Origin of the sequence: Listeria floridensis FSL S10-1187 (genome assembly GCF_000525875.1) — a bacterium.
GTDB lineage: Bacteria > Bacillota > Bacilli > Lactobacillales > Listeriaceae > Listeria > Listeria floridensis.
On sequence record NZ_AODF01000010.1, the window covers coordinates 15,331 to 41,183 of the forward strand.

Below are 25,853 nucleotides of genomic sequence, written 5' to 3' on the forward strand. Positions count from 1 at the left end.
CAAGAATCAAAAACAGCTGAGTGGACTTCATTCCAGCTTTATGAAAAGTTCGTTTTTTGGGCTCTTTATATTAAATAACATTGAACATATTATCACATGTCACAGAAAAGCACTAGTTAAATCCATTTATGTAATAAATCTGTAACAATAAGACGCTTTCATTAAAAAAACAGCTGTCCATAATAGACAGCTGCTTGGTTTATTTTGTTTTAAAATCGATTGGGCGCTCGGTTCCATTGAAATGATACGAGATTGCTTCCAAGATTCGTTCAGAAGCTTCACCGTCTCCGTATGGATTACTCGCTTGACTCATCTTTTGATGTTCAGAATTATCATCAAGTAGAAGAAGGGCTTCTGTGATCAGCGCTTCTTTTTTTGTGCCAATCAGTTTCAGCGTGCCAGCCTCAACCCCCTCAGGGCGTTCAGTTGTGTCACGCAAGACAAGGACGGGCACTCCCATCCCTGGCGCTTCTTCTTGTACACCACCGGAATCCGTAAAGACGAGATAGGCTTTTTTCAAGAAGTTGTGGAAATCAATCGCATCAAGCGGTTCGATTAAGTGTATCCGGTCGTGCCCGCCTAAAATTTTGAGTGCTTTTTCACGCACAGCTGGGTTTTTATGCATTGGATAAACCAGCTCCACATCCGGCCGTTGTTCCACAATTTCACGCACACCTTCAAACATTCCCTGCATGGGTTCGCCGAGATTTTCGCGTCTATGCGCTGTCATCAAAATCAAACGATGATCGCCGAGTTTATCTAGGATCGGATGTGCATAGTTTTCTTGAACCGTCGTTTTAAGTGCATCAATTGCTGTGTTTCCTGTTACAAAAATCGATTCTGCGTTTTTATTTTCATTTAAGAGATTTTCTTTAGCTGTTTCTGTCGGTGCAAAATGCAAATCCGCCATGACACCTGTTAGCTGACGATTCATTTCTTCTGGGAACGGCGAATACTTATTCCATGTCCGAAGTCCTGCTTCCACATGCCCGATCGCAGTCTGTTCATAAAAAGCAGCAAGTCCAGCTGCAAAGCTTGTCGTTGTATCGCCATGGACGAGAACAATATCTGGTTTTACTTCACGGATCGTTTCAACAAGTCCAGTAAGCACACGCGAAGTAATATCCGCAAGTGTTTGGCCTGCTTTCATAATATTAAAGTCATAATCTGCCTTGATATCGAAAATTTCCATGACTTGGTCGAGCATTTCACGATGCTGCGCCGTCACGACTACAACGGATTCAAATTGTTCCGGTTTGTTTTCAAGCGCTTTGACGAGCGGCGCCATTTTAATTGCTTCAGGGCGCGTCCCGAATACGCTCATTACTTTAATTTTTTTCATAGCCACTATCCTCTTTATTTCGTTCCGAATAAGCGATCCCCTGCGTCGCCTAAGCCAGGAATGATATATCCGTCTTCATTTAATTTTTCATCCAGCGCCGCGATGTAAATATCAACATCTGGATGCGCTTCTTGAAGAGCTTTAACACCTTCCGGAGCTGCTACAAGGCACATGAATTTCATTATTTTTCGCACCGCGTTTTTTTTAACGAGTCAATTGCCATAATTGCCGATCCGCCGGTTGCAAGCATTGGATCAACGACAATGAAAAGTCTTTCTTCCACATCAGAAGGAAGTTTAACGAAATATTCTACCGGTTCAAGTGTTTCGTGATCTCGGTAAAGACCGACATGGCCTACTTTTGCTGCTGGAATCAGTTTCAAGATACCGTCTGCCATTCCAAGGCCGGCACGCAAAATCGGTACAACCCCAACTTTTTTCCCAGCAAGTGATTTTGCTTTCGTTTTTTGAATGGGTGTTTCCACCTCAGTTTCTTCAAGCTCCATATCGCGCGTGATTTCGTAGGCCATCAAAGTTGCGACTTCATCGACAAGTTCACGAAACGCTTTTGTTCCTGTTTCTTTATCGCGAATAATGGTTAATTTATGTTGTATTAGTGGGTGACTCGTTACATGTACTTCTGACATTTTTAGTTCCGCTCCTTTTCCAATCGAACTTTTTCTCTTCCTATTGTATCAGAACGAGAAACGAGTGCAACTGCAAACTGTTTTTTTCGCAAAAAAGGCAGAACGAAAATCGTTCTGCCCAAACTAAGCACCCTTATGCGCTTTATAAATCTTTGTAAAGCGGGTACTGGCTTGTTAGCTCAGAAACCCCTTTTTTTCACTTCATTAAGTACTACTTCGTCTTTCAGATTGTGCAGCACTTTCGCAATCAATTCACCCACTTCAGCTACGGCCTTTTCATCAAATCCGCGCGTCGTAATCGCCGCTGTTCCAACTCGGATACCGCTTGTTACAAACGGGCTTTCCGTTTCAAATGGAATTGAATTTTTATTGACCGTAATGCCGACTGAATCTAATGCTTCTTCCGCATCTTTTCCGGTAATCCCTAAATTTTTCAAGTCTACGAGAAGCAAATGATTATCTGTTCCATTCGTCAAAACATCTACACCATTCGCTTGTAGCGTTTCAGCGAGCTGCTTCGCATTCTTGATAATTTGTGCTGCATACGTTTTAAACTCAGGTTGCAGAGCTTCACCAAATGCCACAGCCTTCGCAGCAATAATGTGCATGAGCGGTCCGCCTTGAATACCAGGGAAAATCGCTTTATTAATCTTCATTCCATATTCTTCTTTAGCAAGAATCATCCCGCCGCGCGGTCCGCGTAATGTCTTATGCGTTGTCGTTGTAACAAAATCCGCATATTCAACCGGATTTTGATGCAGACCTGCTGCAACAAGACCAGCAATATGTGCCATGTCAACCATGAGCATCGCTCCAACATCATCTGCAATCTCGCGAAACTTCGCAAAATCAATAGCGCGCGGATAAGCACTTGCTCCTGCAACAATCAGTTTCGGTTTGTTTGCTAGTGCTAGCTCACGCACCTTATCATAATCAATTTGTTTTGATTCCGGATCTACCCCGTACTCCACAAAATTATAAAGCAAACCGCTGAAATTCACGGGGCTTCCGTGCGTCAAGTGCCCGCCGTGTGCAAGGTTCATCCCTAAAACCGTATCCCCTGGCGAAAGTACCGCTTGATACACCGCCATATTCGCTTGTGCACCTGAGTGCGGCTGAACATTGGCAAATTCTGCATGGAATAGTTGTTTCGCTCGATCTCGTGCCAAATTCTCAACAATATCTACGTATTCGCATCCGCCATAATATCTTCTTCCCGGATAGCCTTCCGCATACTTGTTTGTGAGAACGGAGCCCATTGCAGCCATAACTTGTTCACTTACAAAATTTTCCGAGGCAATGAGTTCAATATTGTTTCTTTGTCTTCCAAGTTCCAAATTAACAGCATCAAAAACTTCAGTATCCTTTTTTTGTAGATAAACCACTTCACCGAACCCCCATCTTTTTTATTTTGCGCAAATAGCTAGTAGTATGTATTTAAGTTAGATCTATCATTACGCAAACCGAACGGAAAAGCAAGTATTTTGTGCGAGTTTTTAGTAAATTTTGAAAGTGAACGCTTTCACTTATTCAAAGCGTTCTCTTAGAGCCGTTTTCAGCGCATCAAATGTTGCTTGATATTCAACCCTACCGCCAAGAAATGGATCTGCAATATTTGATCCATCCTGTGCAATCAAATCAATTTTCCTCTTTTTTTCTGGAAAGAGAGTGCCGAGCAAGGCTAACTGTTCTGAGGTCATCACAAAAATTTGATTTGCCCAGTCGATATCCCCCTCCGTCAGAAGCATTGCGCTATGAGCCAGTTCAATACCATTTTCCAGCAAAATCTGTCCCGCCCAGTCAGAAATCGCTTCTCCCGTATGCGCCGCAATTCCCCTTGAACGGACATTTAAGTCCGGTCGAATTGATTTTAAAATACCTTCCGCAAGCGGGCTTCGACATGTATTTCCTGTACAAACAAATAAAATATTCATCGCGGTAGTTCTTTTTCTTTCGAAAGATATCTGTTGCCCGAAGCTTTTTCAAGTCGGTTCATAATCGCTTCTCCAATGCCGTCGCGTGGATAGGTTTCCGCTAAAATTAACGTGGTATCCGTATGATCAAATAATCGCAAGCCATCATAAAGCCTGCGGGCAATCTCATCCATTTGTGACTTGCTACCGATTTTAATCTTCATCACAGGTTCACTGATTTTAGCTGCAAGTTCATCTGATAAAAGCAGACCCACTTTATCACCGCGATCAAGTCCTCGTTCAATTTGTTTTTCCCAAAAATCCGCATCCCCTTGTACAAGATAAACCGGAGCAAGAGGTGCATAATGCGTATATTTCATTCCAGGAGCTTTCGGCGTTTCTTCTTGCTTCACGACATTTTTAGCCGACTTCACCGGACCGATCACTTCTTCGATCTGCTCAATCGAAACACCGCCTGGACGCAAAATAAGCGGAACCGCAGCAGTAGCATCCACAACCGTCGACTCAAGCCCAACGCCCGTACTTCCGCCATCAATAATCGCAGAAACTAACCCCTTTAAATCTTCTTCTACGTGCCGCGCCGTAGTAGGACTAGGGCGCCCCGAACGATTGGCACTCGGGGCAGCAATAGGACGACCTGTCACTCTCAAAAGTTCAAGCCCCACCGGATGAACAGGCATCCGAACGCCGACCGTATCGAGACCGGCCGTTACACTTGGAGCAAGCGCCCCGGGTTTCAGCGGCAGAATCAGCGTCAGCGGACCTGGCCAAAATGCATCCATCAATTTTTGCGCCTTCTCCGGAATATCTGCAATAAATTCATCCATTTGCTTCACATCTGCAATGTGCACAATTAAAGGATTATCCGATGGACGCCCTTTTGCTTGATAGATTTTTGCAACCGCATCCGGATTTGTTGCATCCGCACCAAGACCGTAAACCGTTTCAGTCGGAAAAGCTACCGTTTCTCCGTTTTGAAGCAATTTTGCCGCTTCTTGGTAAACCTCTTTACCTTCATCAATATTCCAAAGTTTTGTCTCCATCTTCTAAACTCCTTTTCAGACTTCTTGCCTTATTTTAACGCCTTTCTAGGCCAAATGACAATCCTAAGCGGCTGTAAAGTTATCCCCAAGTTGTGGATAATAACTTCTACTATGGGGATAACTTGCTGTGAATTTGTGGATAACCATGAGAACGGCTTCAAAACAAGCGTCACAACTGTAATTTTATTTACACAAAGTTGGTTTCTCGCAACTTATCCACAAGTCATCTTTTTTAGTTATTAAAAAAGGCAGCAGAAAATTCCGCGCCTCTAGGAAATCAAATTGGAACAAACCACAATTCGATCTTTTTGATTTATATCTTTCTGGATAAAGGTTTTGGCTTCCGGGAATTGCTTTTCGAGCAGCTCCTTCACAGCTTCTCCTTGCTTGTAGCCAATTTCAAAGCCGATCCAGAATCTTTCATTCACCACATTTGGAAGTTCCGCCGCCAAGCGCTCGTAAATTGCTAAGCCATCATTTTCTGCAAAGAGCGCAAGTTCTGGTTCGTTCGCTAGAACGTAAGCCGACATTTCCCCTTTTTCCCCAGTTGATATATAAGGCGGGTTCGCAAGGACAACATCAAACGTGCGGCTTTCATCCCGAAACGCTTTGACTAAATCTGTTTCGCGTAATTCGACTTCCGCACCAAGTTCTTGGCTATTTCGCTCCGCAATTTTGAGCGCCTCGGGGGAAATATCCGAAGCCGATACTTCGAGTTCAGGAAATGACTTTTTGAGCGCGATGGCGATAATTCCGCTCCCCGTGCAGACATCAAGCAGCGTTTTCTGTGGATGCTTCGTGAGAAACTGTTCTGCCGCAAGCACCAATTCCTCAGTTTCCGGACGCGGAATCAAAACATTTTCATCCACATAAAAGTCATAACCATAAAACGGCGCTGTCTGCAAAATATATTGAACTGGTTCCCCGTTTAAATAACGGTCAAAATCAGCTTTAAACTGAAGCTCATGCTTCTCTTCAAGCGTCCGGTCAAGACTCGTCCACAGTTCCGTTCGTTTGATACCAAGCCGCGTTTCAAGCAGAATTTCAGCTGCATTGAGATCGAGATTGCGCGCTTTAAGTTGTTTTCGCGCTTCATTCAGCAAGGTCAAGATCGTCTTATTCGACATCGTTTAAATGCTCCAGCTTGCTCGTTTGATCTTCTAAAATAAGCGCATCAATGATTTCATCAAGTTTGCCTTCCATAATTTGATCGAGTTTTTGCAGCGTAAGTCCAATTCTGTGATCGGTTACTCGATTTTGCGGATAATTATATGTCCGAATCCGTTCCGAACGGTCACCCGTCCCAACAGCCGATTTTCGGTTTGCATCATATTCTTCGCGCGCTTCACGTTCAAACTTGTCATAAACACGAGCACGTAAAACTTTCATTGCCTTTTCTTTATTTTTGATTTGCGAACGTTCGTCTTGCATTGAAACAACAATCCCAGTTGGAATATGCGTTAAACGAACAGCTGACATGGTCGTATTGACACTTTGACCGCCGGCTCCCGTTGAAGCAAATGTATCCGTCCGAATATCTTTATCTTGAATATCAATTTCAACATCTTCTGCTTCCGGCAAAATCGCAACCGTGGCCGTCGAAGTATGAATCCGTCCGCCCGATTCTGTTTCTGGAACCCGCTGAACACGGTGTGCCCCATTCTCATATTTAAGACGCGAAAATGCACCATCTCCGTTAATCATCACAATAACTTCTTTATAACCGCCGATTCCAGTTGGACTCGCATCCATCACTTCGACTTTCCAACCGCGTGATTCAGCGTAACGGCTATACATACGGAATAAATCGCCAGCAAACAGTGCTGCTTCATCGCCTCCTGCTGCGCCGCGAATTTCCATAATGACATTCTTCTCATCATTCGGGTCCTTTGGAACAAGCAGCAGCTTCATTTTCTCTTCGAGTTCCGTTTTTTCCGTTTGAAGTTCACTAAGTTCTTCCTTCGCCATTTCACGCATATCATCATCCAATTTTTCAGCTAACAGCTCTTTTGTGTCGCTAATCCCAGCCGTTACTTCTTTGTAATGACGATAGGTTTCCACCGTTTCAGCAATGCTCGATTGTTCCTTTGACAAATCACGCAGCCGTTTCGCATCTGAAACCACATCCGGGTCACTCAAGAGTTCATTCAGTTCATCATAGCGGTTTTCAACCGCTTGCAGACGATCATACATCTTTCATCCCTCACTTTTCTCATTAAGCGATTGGCGGATGTGCATGGCATTTCCGGCATACCGGATAATACTGGTCATTTCCGCCAATCAAAATTTGTTCTCCCGTATAGACAGGTTTGCCGTTTTCATCTACTCGAAGCACCATTGTTGCTTTTTTCGCACAAAACCAGCAAATCGTTTTCATTTCTTCAATTTTATCCGCATAAAGCAAAAGATATTTCGATCCTTCAAACAACTCATTCCGGAAATCATTTTTAAGACCATAAGCAATCACAGGAATTCCAAGCTCATCTACTATCTGCGCCAGTTCAAAAACATGGTGATTTTTCTAAAAACTGTGATTCATCAAGTAAGACACAGTTTGGGCGCGGATCAAGTTTTTTTACTTCTTCAAAAATATTCGTATCCGAAAAAACCGGTGTTGCGTCGCGTTTCAATCCAATTCGACTTGAGACAACGCCGACCTGATCGCGATTATCAATTCCCGATGTAAAAATAGCGACCGATTTATTTTGTTCCTCATAATTATGCGCTACCTTTAAAATTTCAATAGTTTTACCGCTGTTCATCACGCCGTAGCGGAAAAATAACTGTGCCATGGTTTCACCTTACCTCTTTTTCTAAACTCTTTTCCTATTCTACCACAGACACACAGAAATTGGGATAACGAAGCTGGAAAGTTCATCGCAAAAAAAGCTTGGCGTCTTTTCGCCAAGCTTTCCTAGAAAATCTATTTTTACTAGTTAAAAACGCGAACCCCGTTTGATTCCGTCTGCAAAAGCAGCACTTCCGCTGCCGGATCAAATTGTTCGAGCTTCTCCTTCAAATGAGCACTTTTGCCGCGCGGTGCAAGAACAAGTACGGTTGGTCCCGCGCCGCTTAGCACAGATGCATAACCGCCAGTTTCAGCTGAGATCTTCCGAATCTCCGCAAGATGCGGAACAAGCTTCGCGCGGTAAGTCTCATGAAACTCATCGCGCTCCATCATCTTCCCGGCAAGTACCAAGTCGCCTGATAAAACCGCAGCCACCATCACACTTGCCACACTACTCGCCCGAACTGCATCAGAAAATGCCATCTCGCGCGGCAAAACCGCGCGACTTTCGCTCGTAAGAAGCGGTGTTTCCGGAATAAAAACCAAGAAATCCGCATCTGGAAACGGCTGTTGCACATAAAAATCCGCATCCGACTGTTTGGAACAAATCACGAGATCGCCCAGTATCGCCGGAGCAGCATTATCAGGATGCCCTTCAAATTCCGCTGCATACGCGACTTTTTGTTTATCCGTAAGCGCCAAATTCCCAAGCTGATTCGCCAGTTCAATCCCCGCAACAATCGCAGCAGAACTGCTACCAAGCCCTCTTGCAGGAGGAATATCTGACTTCATAGTGATTTGATGCGGCGAAATTTCTGGCGCGAGCTTAAGCGCTGTTTCAATCACGAGATTGGTTTCATCCGTGGGAATATCCGCACCAAGATTGTGGCTGACGTTCCAAGTGTCACTCGGCGCTTCCACAGAAACCGTCAAGTAAAGGCCTAGCGCAAGTCCGATTGAATCGAAACCGGGACCAAGATTCGCCGTTGTTGCCGGAACTTGGATGCGCATTAGGCGTTCACTCCGTTTCTCAGATGGTCGCGCATCGCTTCAACGCCTTCAATATGAGCAATATCAAAGTCATGGACGCTCATTGCTGTATCCGGATCTTTCAGCCCATTCCCTGTAAAGACGCAAACCACTTTCGATCCGCGTTTGATACTTCCAGCTTTTAAGCTTTTGATCACACCGGCTAGTGATGCTGCAGAACCTGGCTCGATGAATACGCCATCCTTAGCAGCTGCGAGTTTGTAAGCTTCAATAATTTCTTCGTCCGTAACAGATGAGATCACACCACCGGATTCGTCACGTGCGGCTTCGGCGAGCTTCCAGCTCGCCGGATTGCCAATTCGGATGGCCGTCGCGATCGTTTCAGGATTTTCGATTGGTTCGCCTCTTACGATTGCGGCAGCTCCCTCTGCTTCAAATCCATGCATTTCAGGAAGGCCACTTTGATGCTTGTTGTTCCATTCTTTGAAACCTTTCCAATAAGCCGAAATGTTGCCGGCGTTGCCAACTGGGATAGCCAGAACATCGGGAGCACCGCCCAAGTCTTCACAAATTTCAAAAGCTGCGGTTTTTTGACCTTCAAGCCTGTAAGGATTGACAGAATTGACAAGCGTCACTGCTTCTGTTTCCGAAAGCTCGCGCACGGCTGTAAGGGCTTCATCAAAATTGCCTTTAATCGCAATGATATCAGCACCGTACATAACGGCTTGAGCAAGCTTCCCAAGCGCCACTTTCCCGTCAGGAATCACAATGTATGCTTTCATACCAGCACGCGCCGCGTATGCAGCTGCTGCGGCTGATGTATTGCCCGTTGAGGCACAAATGACAGCTTCCGCACCATCTTCTTTCGCTTTAGCAACAGCCATCACCATGCCGCGGTCTTTAAAGGAGCCGGTCGGATTCAAGCCTTCAAATTTTCCGTAAAGTTCGATTCCAAGCTCTTCTGAAAGGTGAATCAGTGGAATCAGCGGTGTATTCCCTTCTGATAGTGAAAGAAGCGGTGTTTTTTCCGTAATGGGTAGATAATCTTTATAGCGGTCAAGTAATCCTTTATACATCTTTAACCCTCCACAACTGCATATTTTGTGATTAAGCGCATTTCAGGTTCTGCATGCGCGGCGTTCGAAGCTTCATCAATTTGTTTGCGACTTGCGGCGTGCGTAATAATCACAACGGTCGCCGTATGTTCGTCAAGCGGCTCTTGTAAAATCTTGTCAAAACTTACTCCGGCATCTGCAAAAATCTTGGTCAGCTTGAGGAACGTTCCCGTCTTATCGTCCATTTCAAGGCGGAAATAGTATTTGGAATACACTTGGTCAGATGGTGTATTTTTTGTCTCGTGCACAAAACTGTTAAAAGCATTGCCGGTTGTTCCGAGTTTTGCATTTTTAGCAACGGTGATTAAGTCGCTCACAACACTCGTTGCCGTCGGAAGCTCCCCTGCACCCGGCCCGTAAAACATCGTTTCACCTACAGCGGCACCCGTTACAAACACAGCATTATTCTCATAGTTCACACCAGAAAGCGGATGCGAACGCGGCAAAAGCACCGGGCCTACCGTCACGTCAACCGTATTATTAATTTCTTCTGCTCGTCCAACGAGTTTCACTTTATAGCCGAGTTGATAAGCTACCTGAATGTCCTTTTCAGAAATTCCGCGAATACCTTTTGTTTCAACATCATCTAAATTCACGTTCATTCCAAACGCAAGCCGCGTTAGAATGACCATTTTCCGAGCTGCATCAATTCCGTCCACATCACTTGTCGGATCGGCTTCGGCAAAGCCTAATTCCTGAGCTTCTTTCAAAGCTTCCTCATAACTTTTATTTTCTGATGTCATTTGTGTCAACATATAGTTCGTCGTACCATTTACGATCCCGAGAATTTTTTGGATTCGGTCTGCTGCAAGACTGTTCACGATTGTGCGTAAAATTGGAATTCCGCCTGCTACACTCGCTTCATAAAATAAATCACAGCGGTTTTCATGCGCGACAGCCACGAGTTCATCCCCGTAAAGCGCAATTAAATCTTTATTGGCAGTCACGACGCTTTTTCCGGCTTTCAGTGCGTGCAAAATATATTCGCGCGCGGTTTGAATGCTTCCCATCACTTCGACAACAACAGCGATTTCTGGATCATCCAAAACATCGAGCGGTTCGGTTGTCAGGCTAAATCCCTCTGTCTCATAGCGCCGGTTTTTCTCTAAGTCGCGCACAAGCACTTTTTTTACGGTAATGTCATAGCCCGTCACTTGACTGATTTTTTCTTGGTGCTCTTTTAAAATGTGGATCACACCGCTTCCAACAGTGCCAAATCCCAACACACCTACTTGTAATTTTGCTTTCACTTGAAAACCTCCTTATAAAAGTAATTAGTGCTATTATACGCATTTCTTTTATCAGAAGTAAACCCCATCTTGCGAAAATTCACATTTCTTTCACTTTTGCTAACAAATGAATCATTCTTTTATTTCAAAGCATACAAAAATACACCCCACAAAGGAGGTGCATTCGTTTTTCATAATTAAGCTTCGTTCTTTGTACGAAATTATTTGATTCCGTATTTTTTGTTGAAGCGGTCCACACGGCCGTCTGCAGTCGCATGTTTTTGTTTACCAGTATAGAATGGGTGCGAATCAGAAGAGATTTCGACGCGTAGCAACGGATATTCGTTACCATCTTCCCAAGCGATTGTTTCATTCGACGGTTTAGTAGAACCCGACAAGAATTTAAAATCAGTACTAGTATCAACGAAAACAACTGGACGGTATTCAGGATGAATTCCAGCTTTCATTTCATTTCAACTCCTTCGCCCTGAATCATCTGAAACAGAGATATTAACTGCAAGAAACACACAGTATCATAATTATAACAAGTCGACTACAAACAATCAACCATTATTTTTTAAACATTTCTTCTTGTAAAAGCTCATAAAACTCTTGATTATTCTTGGTTTTTTTCATATAACGAATAAAGCGTTCCGACATATCCAAGCCATCGCCTTGAACCGGTAATACTTTACGAATTTTCCAAAGCTGTTCCAATTGGTCTTTGCCTAATAATAATTCTTCTTTTCGCGTGCCAGAGCGTCTAATATCAATCGCAGGGAAAATCCGTCTTTCCGCGAGCGTGCGATCGAGATGAAGCTCCATGTTGCCAGTTCCCTTAAATTCTTCATAAATTACATCGTCCATTCGCGAACCCGTATCAACAAGCGCCGTTGCAAGAATCGTCAAACTGCCGCCTTCTTCAATATTTCGAGCCGCACCAAAAAACCGCTTCGGACGGTGAAATGCAGCCGGATCAATCCCGCCGGAAAGTGTGCGCCCGCTAGGCGGGATGACAAGGTTATAAGCACGCGCGAGACGTGTAATGCTATCCATTAAAATGATAACATCTCGTTTTTGTTCAACAAGCCTCATCGCCCTTTCCAGAACTAATTCCGCTACCTTGATATGATTTTCTGGAACTTCATCAAACGTGGAACTTGCCACATCTGCAGAAACCGAACGTTCAATGTCAGTCACTTCTTCTGGGCGTTCATCAATCAGTAGCACAATCAGTTCCGCTTCCGGATGATTCTTCGTTACCGCATTGGCAATTTCCTTCAAAAGAATCGTCTTTCCTGCTTTCGGCGGCGCCACAATCAAACCGCGCTGTCCGAATCCGATTGGCGCAATCATGTCGATCATACGCATCGAGAGCGGAAATTGTCCACTTTCAAGCTCAATTTGTTTATCCGGATAAAGCGGTGTCAGCCCTGGAAAATGAACCCGTTCCTTCGCCACTTCCGGGTTTTCTCCATTTACGGCTTCAACATGCAGGAGTCCAAAATAGCGCTCATTTTCTTTAGGTGGACGAACCTTCCCAGAAACTTTATCACCCGTCCGAAGATCAAATCGGCGAATTTGCGAAGCCGAAATATAAATATCCTCTGAACTCGCCGAATAATTGATCGGTCTTAAAAACCCGAATCCTTCTTGCGGTATAATTTCCAGCACGCCTTCCATGAAGAAAAAACCTTCTTTTTCAGCGTTTGATTTCAGTAGCGCAAAAATTAATTCTTTTTTTTGTGAGTTTACTATAATATGCAATTTTATGTTCTTTGGCGAGCGCGTAGATCTCTTTGATCGTGAGGCTCTCTAAGTAAGACATAGACAAATTCGCCATAATGAACCACCTTTATGTTTATTTATGAGATGAAGATAAGGAAGGAAAACTGGAGCCCTACCTGCCCCCAGTTCAATGTGAGAAGTTGATTAAGATATGGAAGGCTCGCCTGATTCTTTATATATCTTTGCGCCAAGCCCTGTTAATTTTTGAATGATATTTCCGTAGCCGCGTTCAATATGCTCAGCTTCAAGGATTTCTGTTTTCCCTTCAGCAATCAAACCGGCCACCATGAGTGCAGCACCAGCTCGCAAGTCAGTAGCTGTCACTTTCGTTCCCTTTAGCGCGGTTTTACCGTACACGACCACACTTCGGCCGTTTTGCTTAAATTTGCCGCCCATCCGCTCAAGTTCGGCAATTTGCTTGAAGCGATCGGGATAAACCGTATCCGTGACAATTCCGCTTCCCTCTGCCTGCGTCAGCAGCGCCGTCATCGGCTGCTGCAAATCTGTAGCGAACCCTGGGTAGGCATACGTTTTAATATCGACTTTTTTCAGATCTTTCGCTTCGCCGATTTCAAGCGAATCTTCATGAACATCAATCGGAACACCCATTTCAATCAGCTTCGCAGTAATTCCTTCAAGATGATCTGGGATAACATTTTGGATTTTAACACCCGCTCCGCTTGCCGCAGCCATAATCATATATGTGCCAGCTTCAATTCGATCTGGGATGATCGTATGGTGGCAGCCATGTAGCTTTTCTACACCATGGATTCGGATGGTATCTGTACCGGCTCCTTTAATGCTAGCCCCCATGTTATTAAGAAGCGTTGCCACATCAATAATTTCTGGTTCCTTCGCCGCATTTTCAATCACCGTTTTGCCTTCTGCAAGAACAGCAGCAAGCATAATGTTGATCGTTGCTCCGACGCTCACAACATCTAAATAAATACGTGCCCCTCGCAGTTTTTCCGCGCGCAAATAAATTGCACCTTGTTCGTTTGTCACTTGCGCACCTAATGCTTCAAATCCTTTAATATGCTGATCAATCGGTCGTGGACCAAGGTAACATCCACCTGGCAATCCAACCACCGCTTTTTTAAATTTACCGAGCAGTGCTCCCATTAAATAATACGAAGCACGTAATTTTTTTACGTTTCCTGATGGAAGCGGCATATCCACAATTTCGCTTGGATCAATGATCGCCTTATGTTCATTGTATTCTACACTTCCGCCTAATTCCCCAACAATCTGATAAAGTGTCTCCACATCCGAAATATTCGGAAGACCTTCAAGCGTTACTTCAGAATCCGCCAAAATCGCAGCAGGAATCAAAGCTACCGCACTGTTTTTGGCACCGTCAATCGTCACCGTTCCTGAGAGTTTCTTCCCGCCTTCTATCACTAACCGATTCGCCATGGGTTACCTTCTTTCTTTTCAATTTCTTTTTACATTATCTCTAAAACGATCCATTTATGCAAGGTTCTACTACGTAAAAAAAGCTACCCCGCGTCAGGACAGCTTTTTTTTCAAGGTGTATATTTGCTGTTTTTTTTTTTCGCATCCGGAACCTTCTCACGAATCATCATCGCTACCGCCCCAAATAGAATGCAACTATAATACGTAACAATCCGCCATAAAATTAAAGCCGCCAACAGTTGAACTGAGCTAAGTAGCGGACCAAACAGCAGCGTGAAGGTATATTCTGCACCTCCGCTTCCGCCCGGTGTTGGTACAACCGTTGCGAACATCATGATAAAAGCATGGAACGTAATGACCATGTAAAGGCTCATCGTCGTAATGCCCATGCTGAGCATAATAAAGTATGGAATGGCAAAATAGACCCAAAGCTGCAAAGTCGTATAAAAACAAGACGAGAAAATAAGTTTCCAATCTTTTCCAATTCGACTCGTTTCTTGATGAAAAGTATTGATTTTTTCGTCAATACTTTCCTGCATTTTAAGCACACGTTCTTTCTTTAAAAACCAGCCAAGCGGCTTCAGCACAATATGCACCAAGCTGGTTGTAAATCCGCGGCTCTTTCCGACGAGAATCAAGCCGACAATCACAAGAAAGTGAACCAAAAATCCGATCACAACAAGATACTTCACCTGTGGAACGGCTCCCGTCATCAAATAATGAAAGCCGAAGATAAGGACGAGCAAAAAGTTAATCACAATCATCGCTTGATAAATAATAAATTTAAACAAGAGAACCGAGCTTGCCGAACCGATATCGACACCTTTTTTCACAAGCGCATAGAGCTGTGCCGGCTGACCTCCCGCTTGCATTGGTGTAATCGTATTGAAGAACTGGCCGATCATCGTAATGCGAAACGAAGAGAGAAAGCGCTGCTCCTTATGAATCGGCTTCACACAGTGATGGAGTACAACCCCTTCAAATAGCCAGTAAAGAAACATGAACAAAAAGGCAATGAGAATCCACCAGAGATTGACCTTATCGAGTTCAAGCGTAAATTTTTTCAAATTGACATCGCGAAACTGCCAAACAAGAAAGCCGACACTGATCACAATGATAAGAAAAATGTTGAGCCAGTTGCGTTTTAGCCGTTTTGCTCATGCCGCTTTCACTCCTTCACTAATTGATGATAGAAATCACTCCATATTTTTGTAAGGCGTTCTTCTGAGTAAAAGGCCGCCCCATTTTGCGCTTTTCTAACCAAAGATTGATAAGCAAACTGATCTTCCTTTAATTCGCTAAGTTTCTTGATAAAGCCCGGGTTATCACTCGCTTCATCATAGTAACCCGTTAAAATTTCTTGATACAAATCCAGATCGCGTAAAAGTACTGGAGTATCGGAACTCATCGCTTCGAGTATCGCCATTGGAAATAACTCATTATACGACGGCATAAAGAAAACGTCAGCCATATTAAAGCAAGCATTCATTTCTTCACGCCCGATAATCCCAATGAATTTTACGTTTTCAGGAGGAGCATCATAGATTTTTTTCAGCTCTTCATAGCCAGCCGTTATTTTCCCAAATGAAAATCCACCGGCCCAGACAAATTCAATGTCTGGAAGTGCCTTTGCAACTTCAATAAAATCAAGTACGCCTTTTCTGTGTTGGACTTGTCCAACGCCAAGCACGACAAATTTGTCAGCAGGAATCCCAAATTTCTCCCGCTCACGATTTTTGGCTTCTTGGTCAAGCGGATAAAACGTCTTTTTAGAAACAAAATTAGGAATATAGTGGATCTTTTCGCGTTTAATTCCGTGTGCTTCAAGTTTTGGAATAAACGACGAATTAACAACGACGATCTCGTCCATTCGCTTGTAGAATGAAATGAGATATCTAAAAAAAACAGCGCGAGCTATTTTCGGCAGTTTGAGACTTCCCTCCAGTGTTTCCGGCAGAAAGTGAACATAGCCGACCTTAACCCCGCGCTTCTTTTTTGAAAAAATGTCGAAAGATAAAAATGAAAATCCACAGTATGATAATGTGTTATATCACTTTTTCGAAAGCTGTTAATCGCAAGATCGAACTGGTCGCTCAAATGTTCTTCAACGAGATTGACAAGTTCGCGGTAAGCAGAAGCAACACCTTGCCCCTTTACCTTTTCCGCAGAAGACAGCATAGTCAGTTTAATCACGCCGACTCGACCTTCCTTTCCTAACGTGCGAATTTGAAGTTAACGAAAATACCTGAGAAGCCATCTTGCTTTTAATAAGCGTCGGTTTCAAATCGATCGGTTTTTTCTGGATCGTCTGAAACATCGCAACGATTTCAAGATAGGTTTCTTCAATCGTTTTTCCAAAATTATCCGCCGAGTAGCGCGTTACTTCGCTACGTCCGTTTTGCGCAATTTGTTTCGCTCGCGCTGGGTTTTTAAGCACATAAATCAACCGATTGGAAAGTTCATCATCCGAATCGAATAACAGCCCTGTCTTGCCATCTATTAAGAAATCTTCAATGCTCTCATCGCGTTTTGCTACAACTGGAAGTGTCGAAGCCATCGCTTCCATGTAAGTCAATCCTTGCGTTTCTGTTGTTGAAGCACTGACAAACACATGTCCAAGCTGATAATATGTCCCAATTTCATTCCAAGGAATGGCTCCTGGGAATAAAATCGAACGCTCGAGTCCCATTGCAGCGGCCTTTTCTTCAAGTTCACCGCGCACAGGTCCGTCACCAACAATCAAAAGCTTTGCATTCGGCATCTCAGCCAAAACATCTGGAAAAGCATCAATAATCGCATCAATATTCTTTTCATAAGCCACCCGTCCCAGCGAAAGAATAACTGGATCATCTTTAGAAATTCCAAGACTTGCACGAATCTCATTCAGCTTTGTCTCACTGACTCGCTCAAACGAACTTAAATTCGTCCCAGTTGGAATTGTGTAAATCAGCTTATGAATGCCGCAATCTTCCAAATGGTGTCGCACTTTTTCAGTCGGTGCAATTAAAGCTTGGTAGCTTTCGCAAAACGAACGCGTCATTCGCTTTACCATATTGGGTTTCAAGATCTTGCCTTTTGCAATATAATGCAGATAATCGACGTACATTGTATGGTAAGTATGAACGATAGGAATCCCGTATTTCTTTGCAATCTTTTTTCCTAACAGTCCAAGCGAAAATTCAGTATGTGTGTGTATGATATCTAAATTCAGTTCCCCGACGAGACGAATAAACTTCGCCATTCCTGCAATTGCAACTCTCCGTTCTGGAAAAAACACAAATGGAATACTAGGCAGGCGAAATACACGTCCTTGTTCGCTTGCTCGGTCAGCATTCGGGTCGGTGGTCGTAAAAATATATACATTATGTCCTCTTTTTCTCAGCTCTTCTTCCATAATGGTAATGGATGTTGCCACTCCACTGATTTGCGGACTGTAGGTATCGGTAAAGATTCCTATATTCATTACTATCGCCTACTCTCTCCAAGTTGGTTCATTCATCTTAAATCCGTTCTATAATTATAGCATAATTCACTATATATGTATCCTAAATCCGGTTAACTACTATTATTATGCCTGTTTACTTTTTCTTTTACATGCGCCCTTAGAATGATTTTTAACTCAGCCTTTTCGGCTTCGCCAGAATTACCTGAACCTTTCCATTTTACAACTTTTTTCATCATAACACAATAACCATTCTAAAGAGGCTTTAAACACCATTAAAAAAAAGAGAGGCCTTTAGCCTCTCTTTTCTCTAAAATTCGATTAAAATCTTACGCTTTACCGTTAGAACCGAATTCTTGAATTTTTTCTTTAACTGTTTTGATGATTGCATCGACACCAGGTCCGATAACTTTACGAGGATCGTAAACATCTTTGTCGCTGTTAAGTTTTTCGCGAACAGCAGCTGTCCAAACGATTTGGCACTCAGTGTTTACGTTGATTTTGCTATGTCCTAGTTCGATTGCTTTTTTGATTTGGTGTTCAGGAATGCCAGAACCGCCGTGAAGTACAAGTGGAGTACCTGTAAGTTCGGAGATTTCTTTCATTTCGTCAAAACCAAGTTTAGGTTCGCCGTGGTAAGGGCCATGGACAGAACCAAGCGCTGCAGCTAAAGCATCAATTCCAGCTTCTTTCACTACACGCAAACATTCTTGCGGATCAGCATAGTTGATTCCGCCAGTAACGCCGTCTTCCGTACCGCCAACTGTTCCTACTTCTGCTTCTACAGAAACGCCTTTTGGATGAGCATAGTCCACAACTTGTTTTGACATCGCTACGTTTTCATCAATTGGATGATGCGAGCCGTCGATCATTACTGATGTGAAACCTGCATCAATCGCAGCTTTACAAGAATCGAAGCTTGAACCATGGTCTAAATGGATTGCAACAGGAACTGTGATTTTAAGATCTTCAACAAGACCGTGAACCATTTTTACAACTGTGTTGAATCCTCCCATGTATTTTGCAGCACCTTCAGATACTCCAAGAATTACAGGTGCTTTTTCAGATTCTGCAGCTTTCAAAATAGCTTGAGTCCATTCAAGGTTATTGATGTTGAATTGACCTACAGCATATTTCCCAGCTAATGCTTTATTTAGCATATCTGTCATGTTAACGATAGGCATAATACAATTTCCTCCCTCAGGAATATAAGAAAACCAAAGTTTTCTTAATAAGATTTGAATTTCCGCCGCGGAAAATAGTGGCAGCTATTTTCCCCTAACAGGATTATAATAACAGATTTGTGAGTGTTTTACCATAAAAGATCATTATTATTTTCTGAAAACGCTTTAGCAGTAATCCTTCTTGCATCAAGCCTTCCTTTAAAACTGATTTGACTTAAGTGCATGCACATCCGCAAAAACAGAGAGTGCTTGATGTAAATTTTCAATTTCATACGGCGTCTTTCCGCCGTATACACCATCGTAACTTACATTCAGCGGCTGCGCCGCATCAATTTTAACCTTCTTCACACGTCGATAAATCACATCTGGACTCTCGAGATGCTTACCGCGTTTAAGCAAAAGAAACAGTGAAAATAATTTCGCCGGCGACACTTTCTTCAAAACTATCATATCAAAATAACCATCGCTGATTTCCGCTTTCTTAACAAGCGATTCAAGTCCTCCAACCGTATGGCTATTGTTAATAAATCCAAGCAAAATTGAACCTTCAAAATGCTCACCGTCAAATTCAAGCGAGACATTTGCCGGCTTCAGATTCGGCAACGCTTTAAGTCCATTAAATAAATAGGCTAGCCGACCATAACGTTTCTTTTCAGCTTCTGGAACAGCGTACGTGATTTCCGTGATTCTCCCTACAGCTGCATTATTAATGAAATACTCACAACCATTGCAGCAGCCCACATCAACCTGAACCGTTTTTCGATCAGCAATTTGCTTTGCCGCAACGAGTGGATCAAAATGGAATCCAAGCGCCCTCGCATAATCATTAGTCGTTCCAACAGGCAGAATCCCGAGAACAGGCCTTTTTGAAGACAACATGATACCATTCACTACTTCATTCACAGTACCGTCCCCTCCTGCGGCAATAATCGCATCAAACCCTCTATCCGAGGCTTCCTTAGCAATTTTCGTAATACTTTTCGGTTCTTCCGTTGAAGAAACGAGTGTCACATCATATTCTGCTTCTAGTAGAAGCTTCTCGACTTTAGGCATTATTTTACGGAATTTGTTTTGACCCGCCGCCGGATTATAAATGAGCATTGCTGTCTTGAGCACGTTTTGTTTCCCCCTAATCTCCTTAAATACCCCTTTAGTTTCCTATATTATGACTTTGACTGTCAAATCTAGCGCTTCAAATATTCAACTTTTTACCTAGGATAAAAAACCCTTTTCGCTGTTTAAAGAGTCCTACCAAAGTACAATAAACAGCAAAACTGGATAATTTTGGTAAATATTTTACACTCACCTAGACAAAAGAATCATTTTCCCTTGACATGTTGACGCTACCTTAAAGGATTGTCATAATAGAAGATAAGAAACGGTATTTTCGTTTTTTAATAGAAAAAAGGAGTTGATTATCATTTGAAAATACTTCTGCAATCAGCTTTTCTCGCAGCTGGATTTGCACTTGTTGCAATACCTAACACTGCACTAGCCGCTGATGAAGTAAATACACCAAAACCGGGAGACACGACGGACGATTTAAAGCCCGCTTCAGAGCAGTCGATTTATGTACCGCAAGCTATTCGTGAAGGGAAAGTCACAGAAGAGACTGACGGGTTTGAAGATGGTTCTCAAACGAATATACTTGCCGCTGTCCCAATGCCTCGAGCAGCTGGATACCCCGATGTAAACACCTATATTAAATCGCAAAATTTTAGTACCGCTACAATTGAATATCAGCTTAAAAGTCAATTTGCCAAATTCAATTATCGTAACGGCTACGGAAAACCAGAAGGAATTGTCCTCCATGAAACAGCAAACAATAGTTCCACTATCCAAAACGAAATTGATTATATGAGTTCGAACTGGCAAAATGCCTTTGTTCACGCTTTTGTAGACAAATCTCGTATTATCCAGATTCACCCGACTGATAATGCTGTTTGGGGAGCCGGTCAATACGCCAATGCCCGTTTCATTCAATTTGAGCTTGTACGTTCAAAAACTTTTGATGATTTCGCACGTTCTATCAATAATTATGCTTATTATGCAGCTTATTTGTTATCAGCGTATGGCATGCCGGTTGACAGCGCTGAGGCGGACGGTCAAGGTACCGTTTGGTCGCATAACGCGGTTACAAAATACCTTGGTGGTACAACGCACACCGATCCGATCGGCTACTTCAATCAATATGGCTACAACATGAACAGTATGATTTCGCTGATTCAAGAGAAATATAATAAGATCAATAACGGTATCATTCAATATGATAAGGTCATTTGGGCTTATGCGCGTGTTGCAACACCAAACACAGCCATTTATTCCAAACCAACTGGAGCAACAGGAGCAGTTTCCGTTGGGAATTTATCCAGTTACAACGGGAAACAAATGCGACTTGTGCGCGAAGCTAAAGTCGGTGGCACTGTTTCTTCGCAAATCAGTGTAGATGGGAAAGTAATCGGCTGGGTAGCAAATTCAGCGCTTGATATTTTCTATAAATCGGCAAATGAAACATCGTTATCACAATATCGGATGGTGAAAACGGCTAGTCAAAGTGAAGGCTATTATATGCTTCCGGTCGCTGAAGCTGTTGATAAAAAAGGAAACTTATCCGATTTTTACAACAAAGTCTTAACGATTGATCGTCAAGTAACAGTGGACGGGGTTGTTTGGAACCGCATTACAGACGGATCGAAACTGCTCGGTTGGACGAAAGCAAGCAACCTTGGTTTAACTGTGTCAACTAATGATATCATCTGGGCTTATGCACGAGTGAAAACTCCAAATACAGCCATTTACTCTGGACCTGTTGATTTTGCAACGGCAACATCTGTCGCAAATCTTTCGAGCTATTCTGGAAAACAAATGCGACTTGTGCGCCAAGCACGTGTTGGAAATACGATTTCCTCGCAAATCAGTGTGGATGGAAAAGTGGTCGGCTGGGTAAACAATAATGCTCTCGATATTTTCTATAAATCAGCAAATGAAAGTTCAGCTTCTGGATACAGAATGGTGAAAGCGAACAGCCAAAATGAGGGCTACTACATGCTTCCGGTTGCTGAAGCGGCTGACTATTATGGAAACTTGAAAGACCTTTATAACAAAGTCTTGACGATTGATCGCCAAGTCACTGTGGACGGAGTTGTCTGGAATCGCATGAAGGAAGGTTCGAAGCTCGTTGGGTGGACGAAAGCAAGCAATCTTGGGCTGACTGTCTCTACCAACAATGTGGTTTGGGCTTACGCACGAGTGAAAACGCCGAACACAACGATCTATTCGGCTCCGGTCGACTTCGCTACATCGGTTTCGGTTGGAAATCTCTCGACATATTCCGGAAAGCAAATGCGGCTTGTTCGTGAAGCACGCGTCGGATCAGTCGTTTCTTCCCAAATCAGTGTAGACGAAAAAGTGATCGGTTGGGTCACTAATGGCGCGCTTGACACCTTCTACAAGACAGCAATGGAACAAAGTCTTTCAGGAAATAAAATCGTGAAAAATACGAGCGGCATCTACTATATGTTACCTGTTCCAGAACCGGTTGATAAACGCGGTGTGCTCAGCACGCTTGCAGGAACTACATTAATGGTTGATCGCAAGGTTACTGTCGACGGTGCCGTTTGGAACCGGATTAAAACAAGTTCTGGATTGCTCGGTTGGACGCTTGCAGCCAATTTGCGCGATCCATACTGGACGATTGACTACAACAAGGCTGTTTCACTAAATGCCCGCGTTACGACGACGCAAGGACACACAGTTTGGACAGAACCTTATAATACGTCAAGCACTTCTAAGATTGTCGGACCTGCTTCTAATTATGCTGGAAAAACCATTAAACTTGTCCGTGAAGTGAAGACGAATAATATTATTTATTATCAGTTCAGCTTGGACGGCAAGGTAATTGGTTGGATTGATAAACGTGCTCTAACGATTAGTTAACGTGAAAACAGCCCCCTTCTTTTCGAAGGGGGCTGTTTTTTGCAATGCTTAGATGCGTATTTTTTATTTTTTGTGATGCTTCTAATGCGGCACCAATGAAATCTTTGAATAAGCCTTGTGGGCGGTTTGGACGGGAAATAAATTCCGGGTGATACTGACAAGCGACAAACCACGGATGGTCTTTCAACTCGACAACTTCTACTAGGCGTCCGTCAGGGCTTGTTGCTGAGACAACCATGCCTGCTTGTTCCATTTGCTCACGGTACTCGTTATTAAATTCATAACGGTGACGATGACGTTCTTCTACCAAGTTCGTTTCATACGCACTAGCAGCTTTTGTGCCTTCTTTTATTCTTGCTGGATAAAGTCCTAGACGAAGTGTTCCGCCTAAGTTTTCAATATTTTTTTGTTCTGGCAGAAGGTCGATGATATTGTATGGTGTATCTGGATCAATCTCAGCGGAATGCGCTCCAGCAAGCCCAACGACGTTACGCGCAAATTCAACGGTTGCAAGCTGCATGCCTAAGCAAATCCCAAAGTAAGGGACTTTGTTTTCGCGAGCATAGCGTATTGCAGCAATTTTACCTTCGATCGCGCGATCTCCGAAGCCGCCGGGAACCAAAATTCCATCAGCCGCACCAAGTAGTTCAGCGACATTTTCGTCAGTTACTTTTTCCGAATCAATCCAGTCGATTTCGATTTCTGTGTCGTGGGCATATCCGGCATGGCGTAGTGCTTCTGCTACGGAAAGGTAAGCATCTTGCAGTGAAACGTATTTGCCGACAAGTGCAATCCGCGTTTTCTTCGTCAAGTTTTTCACACGGTGAACAAGTTCTTTCCACTCTGTCATATCCGCTTCTGGTGCATCAAGTTGTAAGTGATCTAGTACGATTTGATCCATTTTTTGCGCTTGAAGCGAAAGCGGTACGTTGTAAAGCGTATCTTCATCGCGACTTTCAATCACTTCGGATGCTTTAATATCGCAAAATAGCGCGATTTTTTCTTTCATTTCGGTAGATACCGCATGTTCTGTCCGTACGACGATAATGTTTGGTTGAATCCCCAAACTGCGCAGTTCTTTTACACTATGTTGGGTTGGTTTGGTTTTCATTTCGCCAGCCGCTTTAATATACGGAATTAAGGTTGTGTGGATGTAAAGCACGTTTTCTGAACCGACGTCACTTTTAATTTGGCGAATGGCTTCAAGAAACGGAAGCGATTCAATGTCTCCAACGGTTCCGCCGATTTCTGTAATAATGATATCTGAGTTCGTCATTCGTGCTGCACGGAAAACACGGTCTTTCAGCTCGTTCGTAATGTGCGGAATAACTTGAACGGTTCCGCCGAGATAATCGCCGCGGCGTTCTTTTTTAATTACTTCAGAGTAAATTTTACCAGTTGTTACGTTGCTGTAACGGTTTAAATTGATGTCGATGAAGCGTTCATAGTGTCCAAGATCAAGGTCGGTTTCTGCACCGTCATCCGTTACAAATACCTCACCATGCTGATAAGGACTCATTGTTCCTGGGTCAACGTTAATATAAGGGTCAAACTTTTGAATAGTTACACTCAGCCCGCGGTTTTTCAGCAAACGTCCGAGAGAAGCTGCTGTGATCCCTTTTCCGATAGAAGAAACTACGCCACCTGTTACAAAAATATACTTCGTCATCGTTTAAAATCTACTCCTTCCAAATTCCGTGAATGATTGTCTCTTTAAAAGACGGTTCGGGGTGAGACTAAGTCGACATTTAAAATCGCCTTACAAATATAAAAGCACCAAATGCAAAATGAAGTTTCTGCACTTGGCCGCTTTATGCCTTTGCATTTTCCAAAATAAAAACAGCGTCCCCAAAAATAAAAATGGGAGCGCTTCGTATCCGATCATCTGTCCCTTTTAAGGGAGCCCAAATAAAATACTACCTAGTAAACGAAAATAAGTCAAGCATTTCTTTTTTGAGCGGCTCTTTCTAAGGGAAATGAAACGGTTTACTTTGCTGCCATTACTTGTTTTGAAAACAAGAATCCCGCTTGAGAAATTCTCAAGCGGGATTCTTTATCCTTATTCTTCTGGATCTTCTGTATAGTCACCATTGCTGTAATCATCTTCGACTGTAGCAAGATCGCCTTCGATTCCATCAGGCAAATGATCATCCATATCATCATCTTCATCAACAAGACCATCTGAAAGTGAGATTTCTTCTTCACCCAGTTCTTCGACAATGTCATCATCTTCATAGTCCACATCATCGTCCATCATGTCGTCATCAGATACTTCTTCCTCATCATCTTCATCGTCGTCATCTTTTTTACGTTTTTTCTTCGGTTTGGTTTGCGTTTGAACTTCTTCATCAATAGCATCAATTGGATACCATGCACGAAGTCCCCACGTATTGTTTCCAAGCGAAATAAAGTTTCCGTCAATGTTCATATCTGTATAAAATTGAACGAGACGTTCCTTCATTTCATCGTCAGACAAGTTCATGAACTTTTTGATTTCATCTACTAGCTCACTAAAATTAATGACTTCGCGTTTTTCTTCAAGTACAAAATGCGCCACATCAATTAGCGAGAGTTCTTTCCGTTCTTCTTGCGTTAACTTACTTAAATCCAAAGCTGGCACGCCCTTTCTTCACACTATTCTTCATTTATTTTCTCGTCGATTATCTGATCGTTTCTCTAACTTCACTATTTTACATGTTACTTAAGGCAAGCACAACCTAAATTTTCAACTTCGCTTCACAATTTGATAGCCGATGTAGAAAAAAAGAATTGCCATCAGCAAAATCGGGATGGAGCCGAGCTGGAAATTATAGAGAATATAGATTGCGATGCACAGAAACACGAAAAGCAGCGCTAGTATAATGATTCGCTTCATTTATTGCTCTCCCCGTTACCAAAATGCTTCTGTTTGTTTAACTTTAAAACATTTTGTTTCTCTCGTCAATGATCAGCACTAAAAGGTACATACACAACTATTCGAGAAAGAGTTCTAAAAATCCC

At 43.0% G+C, this 25,853-nt stretch carries 17 protein-coding genes and 6 pseudogenes; 1 reads left to right on the forward strand and 22 read right to left on the reverse strand.

Annotated elements, in window-relative coordinates:
- Positions 1-199 precede the first annotated feature (199 nt).
- The 19 genes and pseudogenes from wecB to MFLO_RS05690 all read right to left on the reverse strand — a co-directional run bounded on the left by wecB (position 200) and on the right by MFLO_RS05690 (position 20,033).
- Positions 200-1,342, reverse strand: a complete 1,143-nt coding sequence (gene wecB, locus MFLO_RS05595; protein WP_036096941.1) for a non-hydrolyzing UDP-N-acetylglucosamine 2-epimerase — start codon at positions 1,340-1,342, stop codon at positions 200-202.
- Between the two features lie 14 nt (positions 1,343-1,356).
- Positions 1,357-1,988 (reverse strand): annotated as a pseudogene (gene upp, locus MFLO_RS05600) (uracil phosphoribosyltransferase).
- 142 nt (positions 1,989-2,130) lie between these two features.
- Positions 2,131-3,373 (reverse strand): annotated as a pseudogene (gene glyA, locus MFLO_RS05605) (serine hydroxymethyltransferase).
- A 141-nt stretch (positions 3,374-3,514) separates the two neighbouring features.
- Positions 3,515-3,922 carry an arsenate reductase/protein-tyrosine-phosphatase family protein gene (locus MFLO_RS05610; protein ID WP_036096943.1) on the reverse strand — a complete coding sequence of 136 codons (408 nt, stop codon included), beginning with the start codon at positions 3,920-3,922 and terminating at the stop codon, positions 3,515-3,517.
- Positions 3,919-4,965 carry an L-threonylcarbamoyladenylate synthase gene (locus MFLO_RS05615; RefSeq protein WP_036096944.1) on the reverse strand — a complete coding sequence of 349 codons (1,047 nt, stop codon included), beginning with the start codon at positions 4,963-4,965 and terminating at the stop codon, positions 3,919-3,921. The genes MFLO_RS05610 and MFLO_RS05615 overlap by 4 nt, the downstream gene beginning before the upstream one ends.
- 269 nt (positions 4,966-5,234) lie before the next feature.
- Positions 5,235-6,092 carry a peptide chain release factor N(5)-glutamine methyltransferase gene (gene prmC / locus MFLO_RS05620; RefSeq protein ID WP_036096946.1) on the reverse strand — a complete coding sequence of 286 codons (858 nt, stop codon included), beginning with the start codon at positions 6,090-6,092 and terminating at the stop codon, positions 5,235-5,237.
- The gene (prfA, locus tag MFLO_RS05625; protein WP_036096947.1) at positions 6,082-7,158 is read right to left on the reverse strand and encodes a peptide chain release factor 1; all 1,077 of its coding nucleotides are present in this window, start codon (positions 7,156-7,158) and stop codon (positions 6,082-6,084) included. Before prfA ends, prmC begins: the two co-directional genes overlap by 11 nt.
- A 22-nt stretch (positions 7,159-7,180) precedes the next feature.
- Positions 7,181-7,757, reverse strand: a pseudogene (locus MFLO_RS05630) (thymidine kinase).
- Positions 7,758-7,897: 140 nt separating this feature from the next.
- Positions 7,898-8,764: a homoserine kinase gene (gene thrB / locus MFLO_RS05635; protein ID WP_036096949.1), complete on the reverse strand. Its 867-nt coding sequence runs from the start codon at positions 8,762-8,764 to the stop codon at positions 7,898-7,900.
- Complete coding sequence (gene thrC, locus MFLO_RS05640) at positions 8,764-9,819, reverse strand: threonine synthase (protein ID WP_036096950.1); 1,056 nt, start codon at positions 9,817-9,819, stop codon at positions 8,764-8,766. Before thrC ends, thrB begins: the two co-directional genes overlap by 1 nt.
- Before the next feature lie 2 nt (positions 9,820-9,821).
- Positions 9,822-11,108 carry a homoserine dehydrogenase gene (locus MFLO_RS05645; RefSeq protein WP_036096951.1) on the reverse strand — a complete coding sequence of 429 codons (1,287 nt, stop codon included), beginning with the start codon at positions 11,106-11,108 and terminating at the stop codon, positions 9,822-9,824.
- A gap of 200 nt (positions 11,109-11,308) precedes the next feature.
- Complete coding sequence (locus MFLO_RS05650) at positions 11,309-11,554, reverse strand: type B 50S ribosomal protein L31 (protein ID WP_036096952.1); 246 nt, start codon at positions 11,552-11,554, stop codon at positions 11,309-11,311.
- Between the two features lie 103 nt (positions 11,555-11,657).
- A pseudogene (rho, locus tag MFLO_RS05655) lies at positions 11,658-12,930 on the reverse strand (transcription termination factor Rho).
- A gap of 89 nt (positions 12,931-13,019) precedes the next feature.
- The gene (locus MFLO_RS05660) at positions 13,020-14,291 is read right to left on the reverse strand and encodes a UDP-N-acetylglucosamine 1-carboxyvinyltransferase (protein WP_036096953.1); all 1,272 of its coding nucleotides are present in this window, start codon (positions 14,289-14,291) and stop codon (positions 13,020-13,022) included.
- Positions 14,292-14,401: 110 nt separating this feature from the next.
- Positions 14,402-15,418 (reverse strand): lysylphosphatidylglycerol synthase transmembrane domain-containing protein, encoded by a 1,017-nt coding sequence (locus MFLO_RS05665; RefSeq protein WP_051993523.1) that lies wholly within the window; start codon positions 15,416-15,418, stop codon positions 14,402-14,404.
- 41 nt (positions 15,419-15,459) lie between these two features.
- Positions 15,460-16,484 (reverse strand): annotated as a pseudogene (locus MFLO_RS05670) (glycosyltransferase family 4 protein).
- Positions 16,477-17,754: a glycosyltransferase family 4 protein gene (locus MFLO_RS05680; protein WP_036096956.1), complete on the reverse strand. Its 1,278-nt coding sequence runs from the start codon at positions 17,752-17,754 to the stop codon at positions 16,477-16,479. Before MFLO_RS05680 ends, MFLO_RS05670 begins: the two are co-directional and overlap by 8 nt.
- Before the next feature lie 308 nt (positions 17,755-18,062).
- Positions 18,063-18,917, reverse strand: coding sequence for a class II fructose-1,6-bisphosphate aldolase (gene fba, locus MFLO_RS05685; protein ID WP_036096957.1), 855 nt, complete (start codon positions 18,915-18,917; stop codon positions 18,063-18,065).
- A gap of 198 nt (positions 18,918-19,115) precedes the next feature.
- Positions 19,116-20,033, reverse strand: coding sequence for a diacylglycerol kinase (locus MFLO_RS05690; RefSeq protein ID WP_036096958.1), 918 nt, complete (start codon positions 20,031-20,033; stop codon positions 19,116-19,118).
- A 306-nt stretch (positions 20,034-20,339) separates the two neighbouring features.
- On the opposite strand from MFLO_RS05690, the gene MFLO_RS05695 reads away from it, so the two are divergent.
- Positions 20,340-22,853 carry a GW domain-containing glycosaminoglycan-binding protein gene (locus MFLO_RS05695; protein ID WP_162148140.1) on the forward strand — a complete coding sequence of 838 codons (2,514 nt, stop codon included), beginning with the start codon at positions 20,340-20,342 and terminating at the stop codon, positions 22,851-22,853.
- Between the two features lie 79 nt (positions 22,854-22,932).
- Here MFLO_RS05695 and MFLO_RS05700 read toward each other — a convergent pair.
- The 3 genes and pseudogenes from MFLO_RS05700 to MFLO_RS15835 form a co-directional block, all read right to left on the reverse strand.
- A pseudogene (locus MFLO_RS05700) lies at positions 22,933-24,522 on the reverse strand (CTP synthase); the annotation flags it as partial.
- Between the two features lie 390 nt (positions 24,523-24,912).
- Positions 24,913-25,464 carry a DNA-directed RNA polymerase subunit delta gene (gene rpoE / locus MFLO_RS05705; RefSeq protein WP_036096999.1) on the reverse strand — a complete coding sequence of 184 codons (552 nt, stop codon included), beginning with the start codon at positions 25,462-25,464 and terminating at the stop codon, positions 24,913-24,915.
- Positions 25,465-25,578: 114 nt separating this feature from the next.
- Entirely contained in the window at positions 25,579-25,728 is a 150-nt protein-coding gene (locus tag MFLO_RS15835; protein WP_173400575.1) for a hypothetical protein, read from the reverse strand.
- Positions 25,729-25,853 lie beyond the last annotated feature (125 nt).

Coding starts and splice junctions, on each gene's coding strand:
- thrC (WP_036096950.1), bottom strand. CDS start 9,819: ATGTATAAAGGATTACTTGACCGCTATAAAGATTATCTACCCATTACG.
- prmC (WP_036096946.1), bottom strand. CDS start 6,092: ATGTCGAATAAGACGATCTTGACCTTGCTGAATGAAGCGCGAAAACAA.
- MFLO_RS05680 (WP_036096956.1), bottom strand. CDS start 17,754: ATGAATATAGGAATCTTTACCGATACCTACAGTCCGCAAATCAGTGGA.
- fba (WP_036096957.1), bottom strand. CDS start 18,917: ATGCCTATCGTTAACATGACAGATATGCTAAATAAAGCATTAGCTGGG.
- wecB (WP_036096941.1), bottom strand. CDS start 1,342: ATGAAAAAAATTAAAGTAATGAGCGTATTCGGGACGCGCCCTGAAGCA.
- MFLO_RS05650 (WP_036096952.1), bottom strand. CDS start 11,554: ATGAAAGCTGGAATTCATCCTGAATACCGTCCAGTTGTTTTCGTTGAT.
- thrB (WP_036096949.1), bottom strand. CDS start 8,764: ATGCGCATCCAAGTTCCGGCAACAACGGCGAATCTTGGTCCCGGTTTC.
- MFLO_RS05660 (WP_036096953.1), bottom strand. CDS start 14,291: ATGGCGAATCGGTTAGTGATAGAAGGCGGGAAGAAACTCTCAGGAACG.
- MFLO_RS15835 (WP_173400575.1), bottom strand. CDS start 25,728: ATGAAGCGAATCATTATACTAGCGCTGCTTTTCGTGTTTCTGTGCATC.
- MFLO_RS05615 (WP_036096944.1), bottom strand. CDS start 4,965: ATGGAGACAAAACTTTGGAATATTGATGAAGGTAAAGAGGTTTACCAA.
- prfA (WP_036096947.1), bottom strand. CDS start 7,158: ATGTATGATCGTCTGCAAGCGGTTGAAAACCGCTATGATGAACTGAAT.
- MFLO_RS05610 (WP_036096943.1), bottom strand. CDS start 3,922: ATGAATATTTTATTTGTTTGTACAGGAAATACATGTCGAAGCCCGCTT.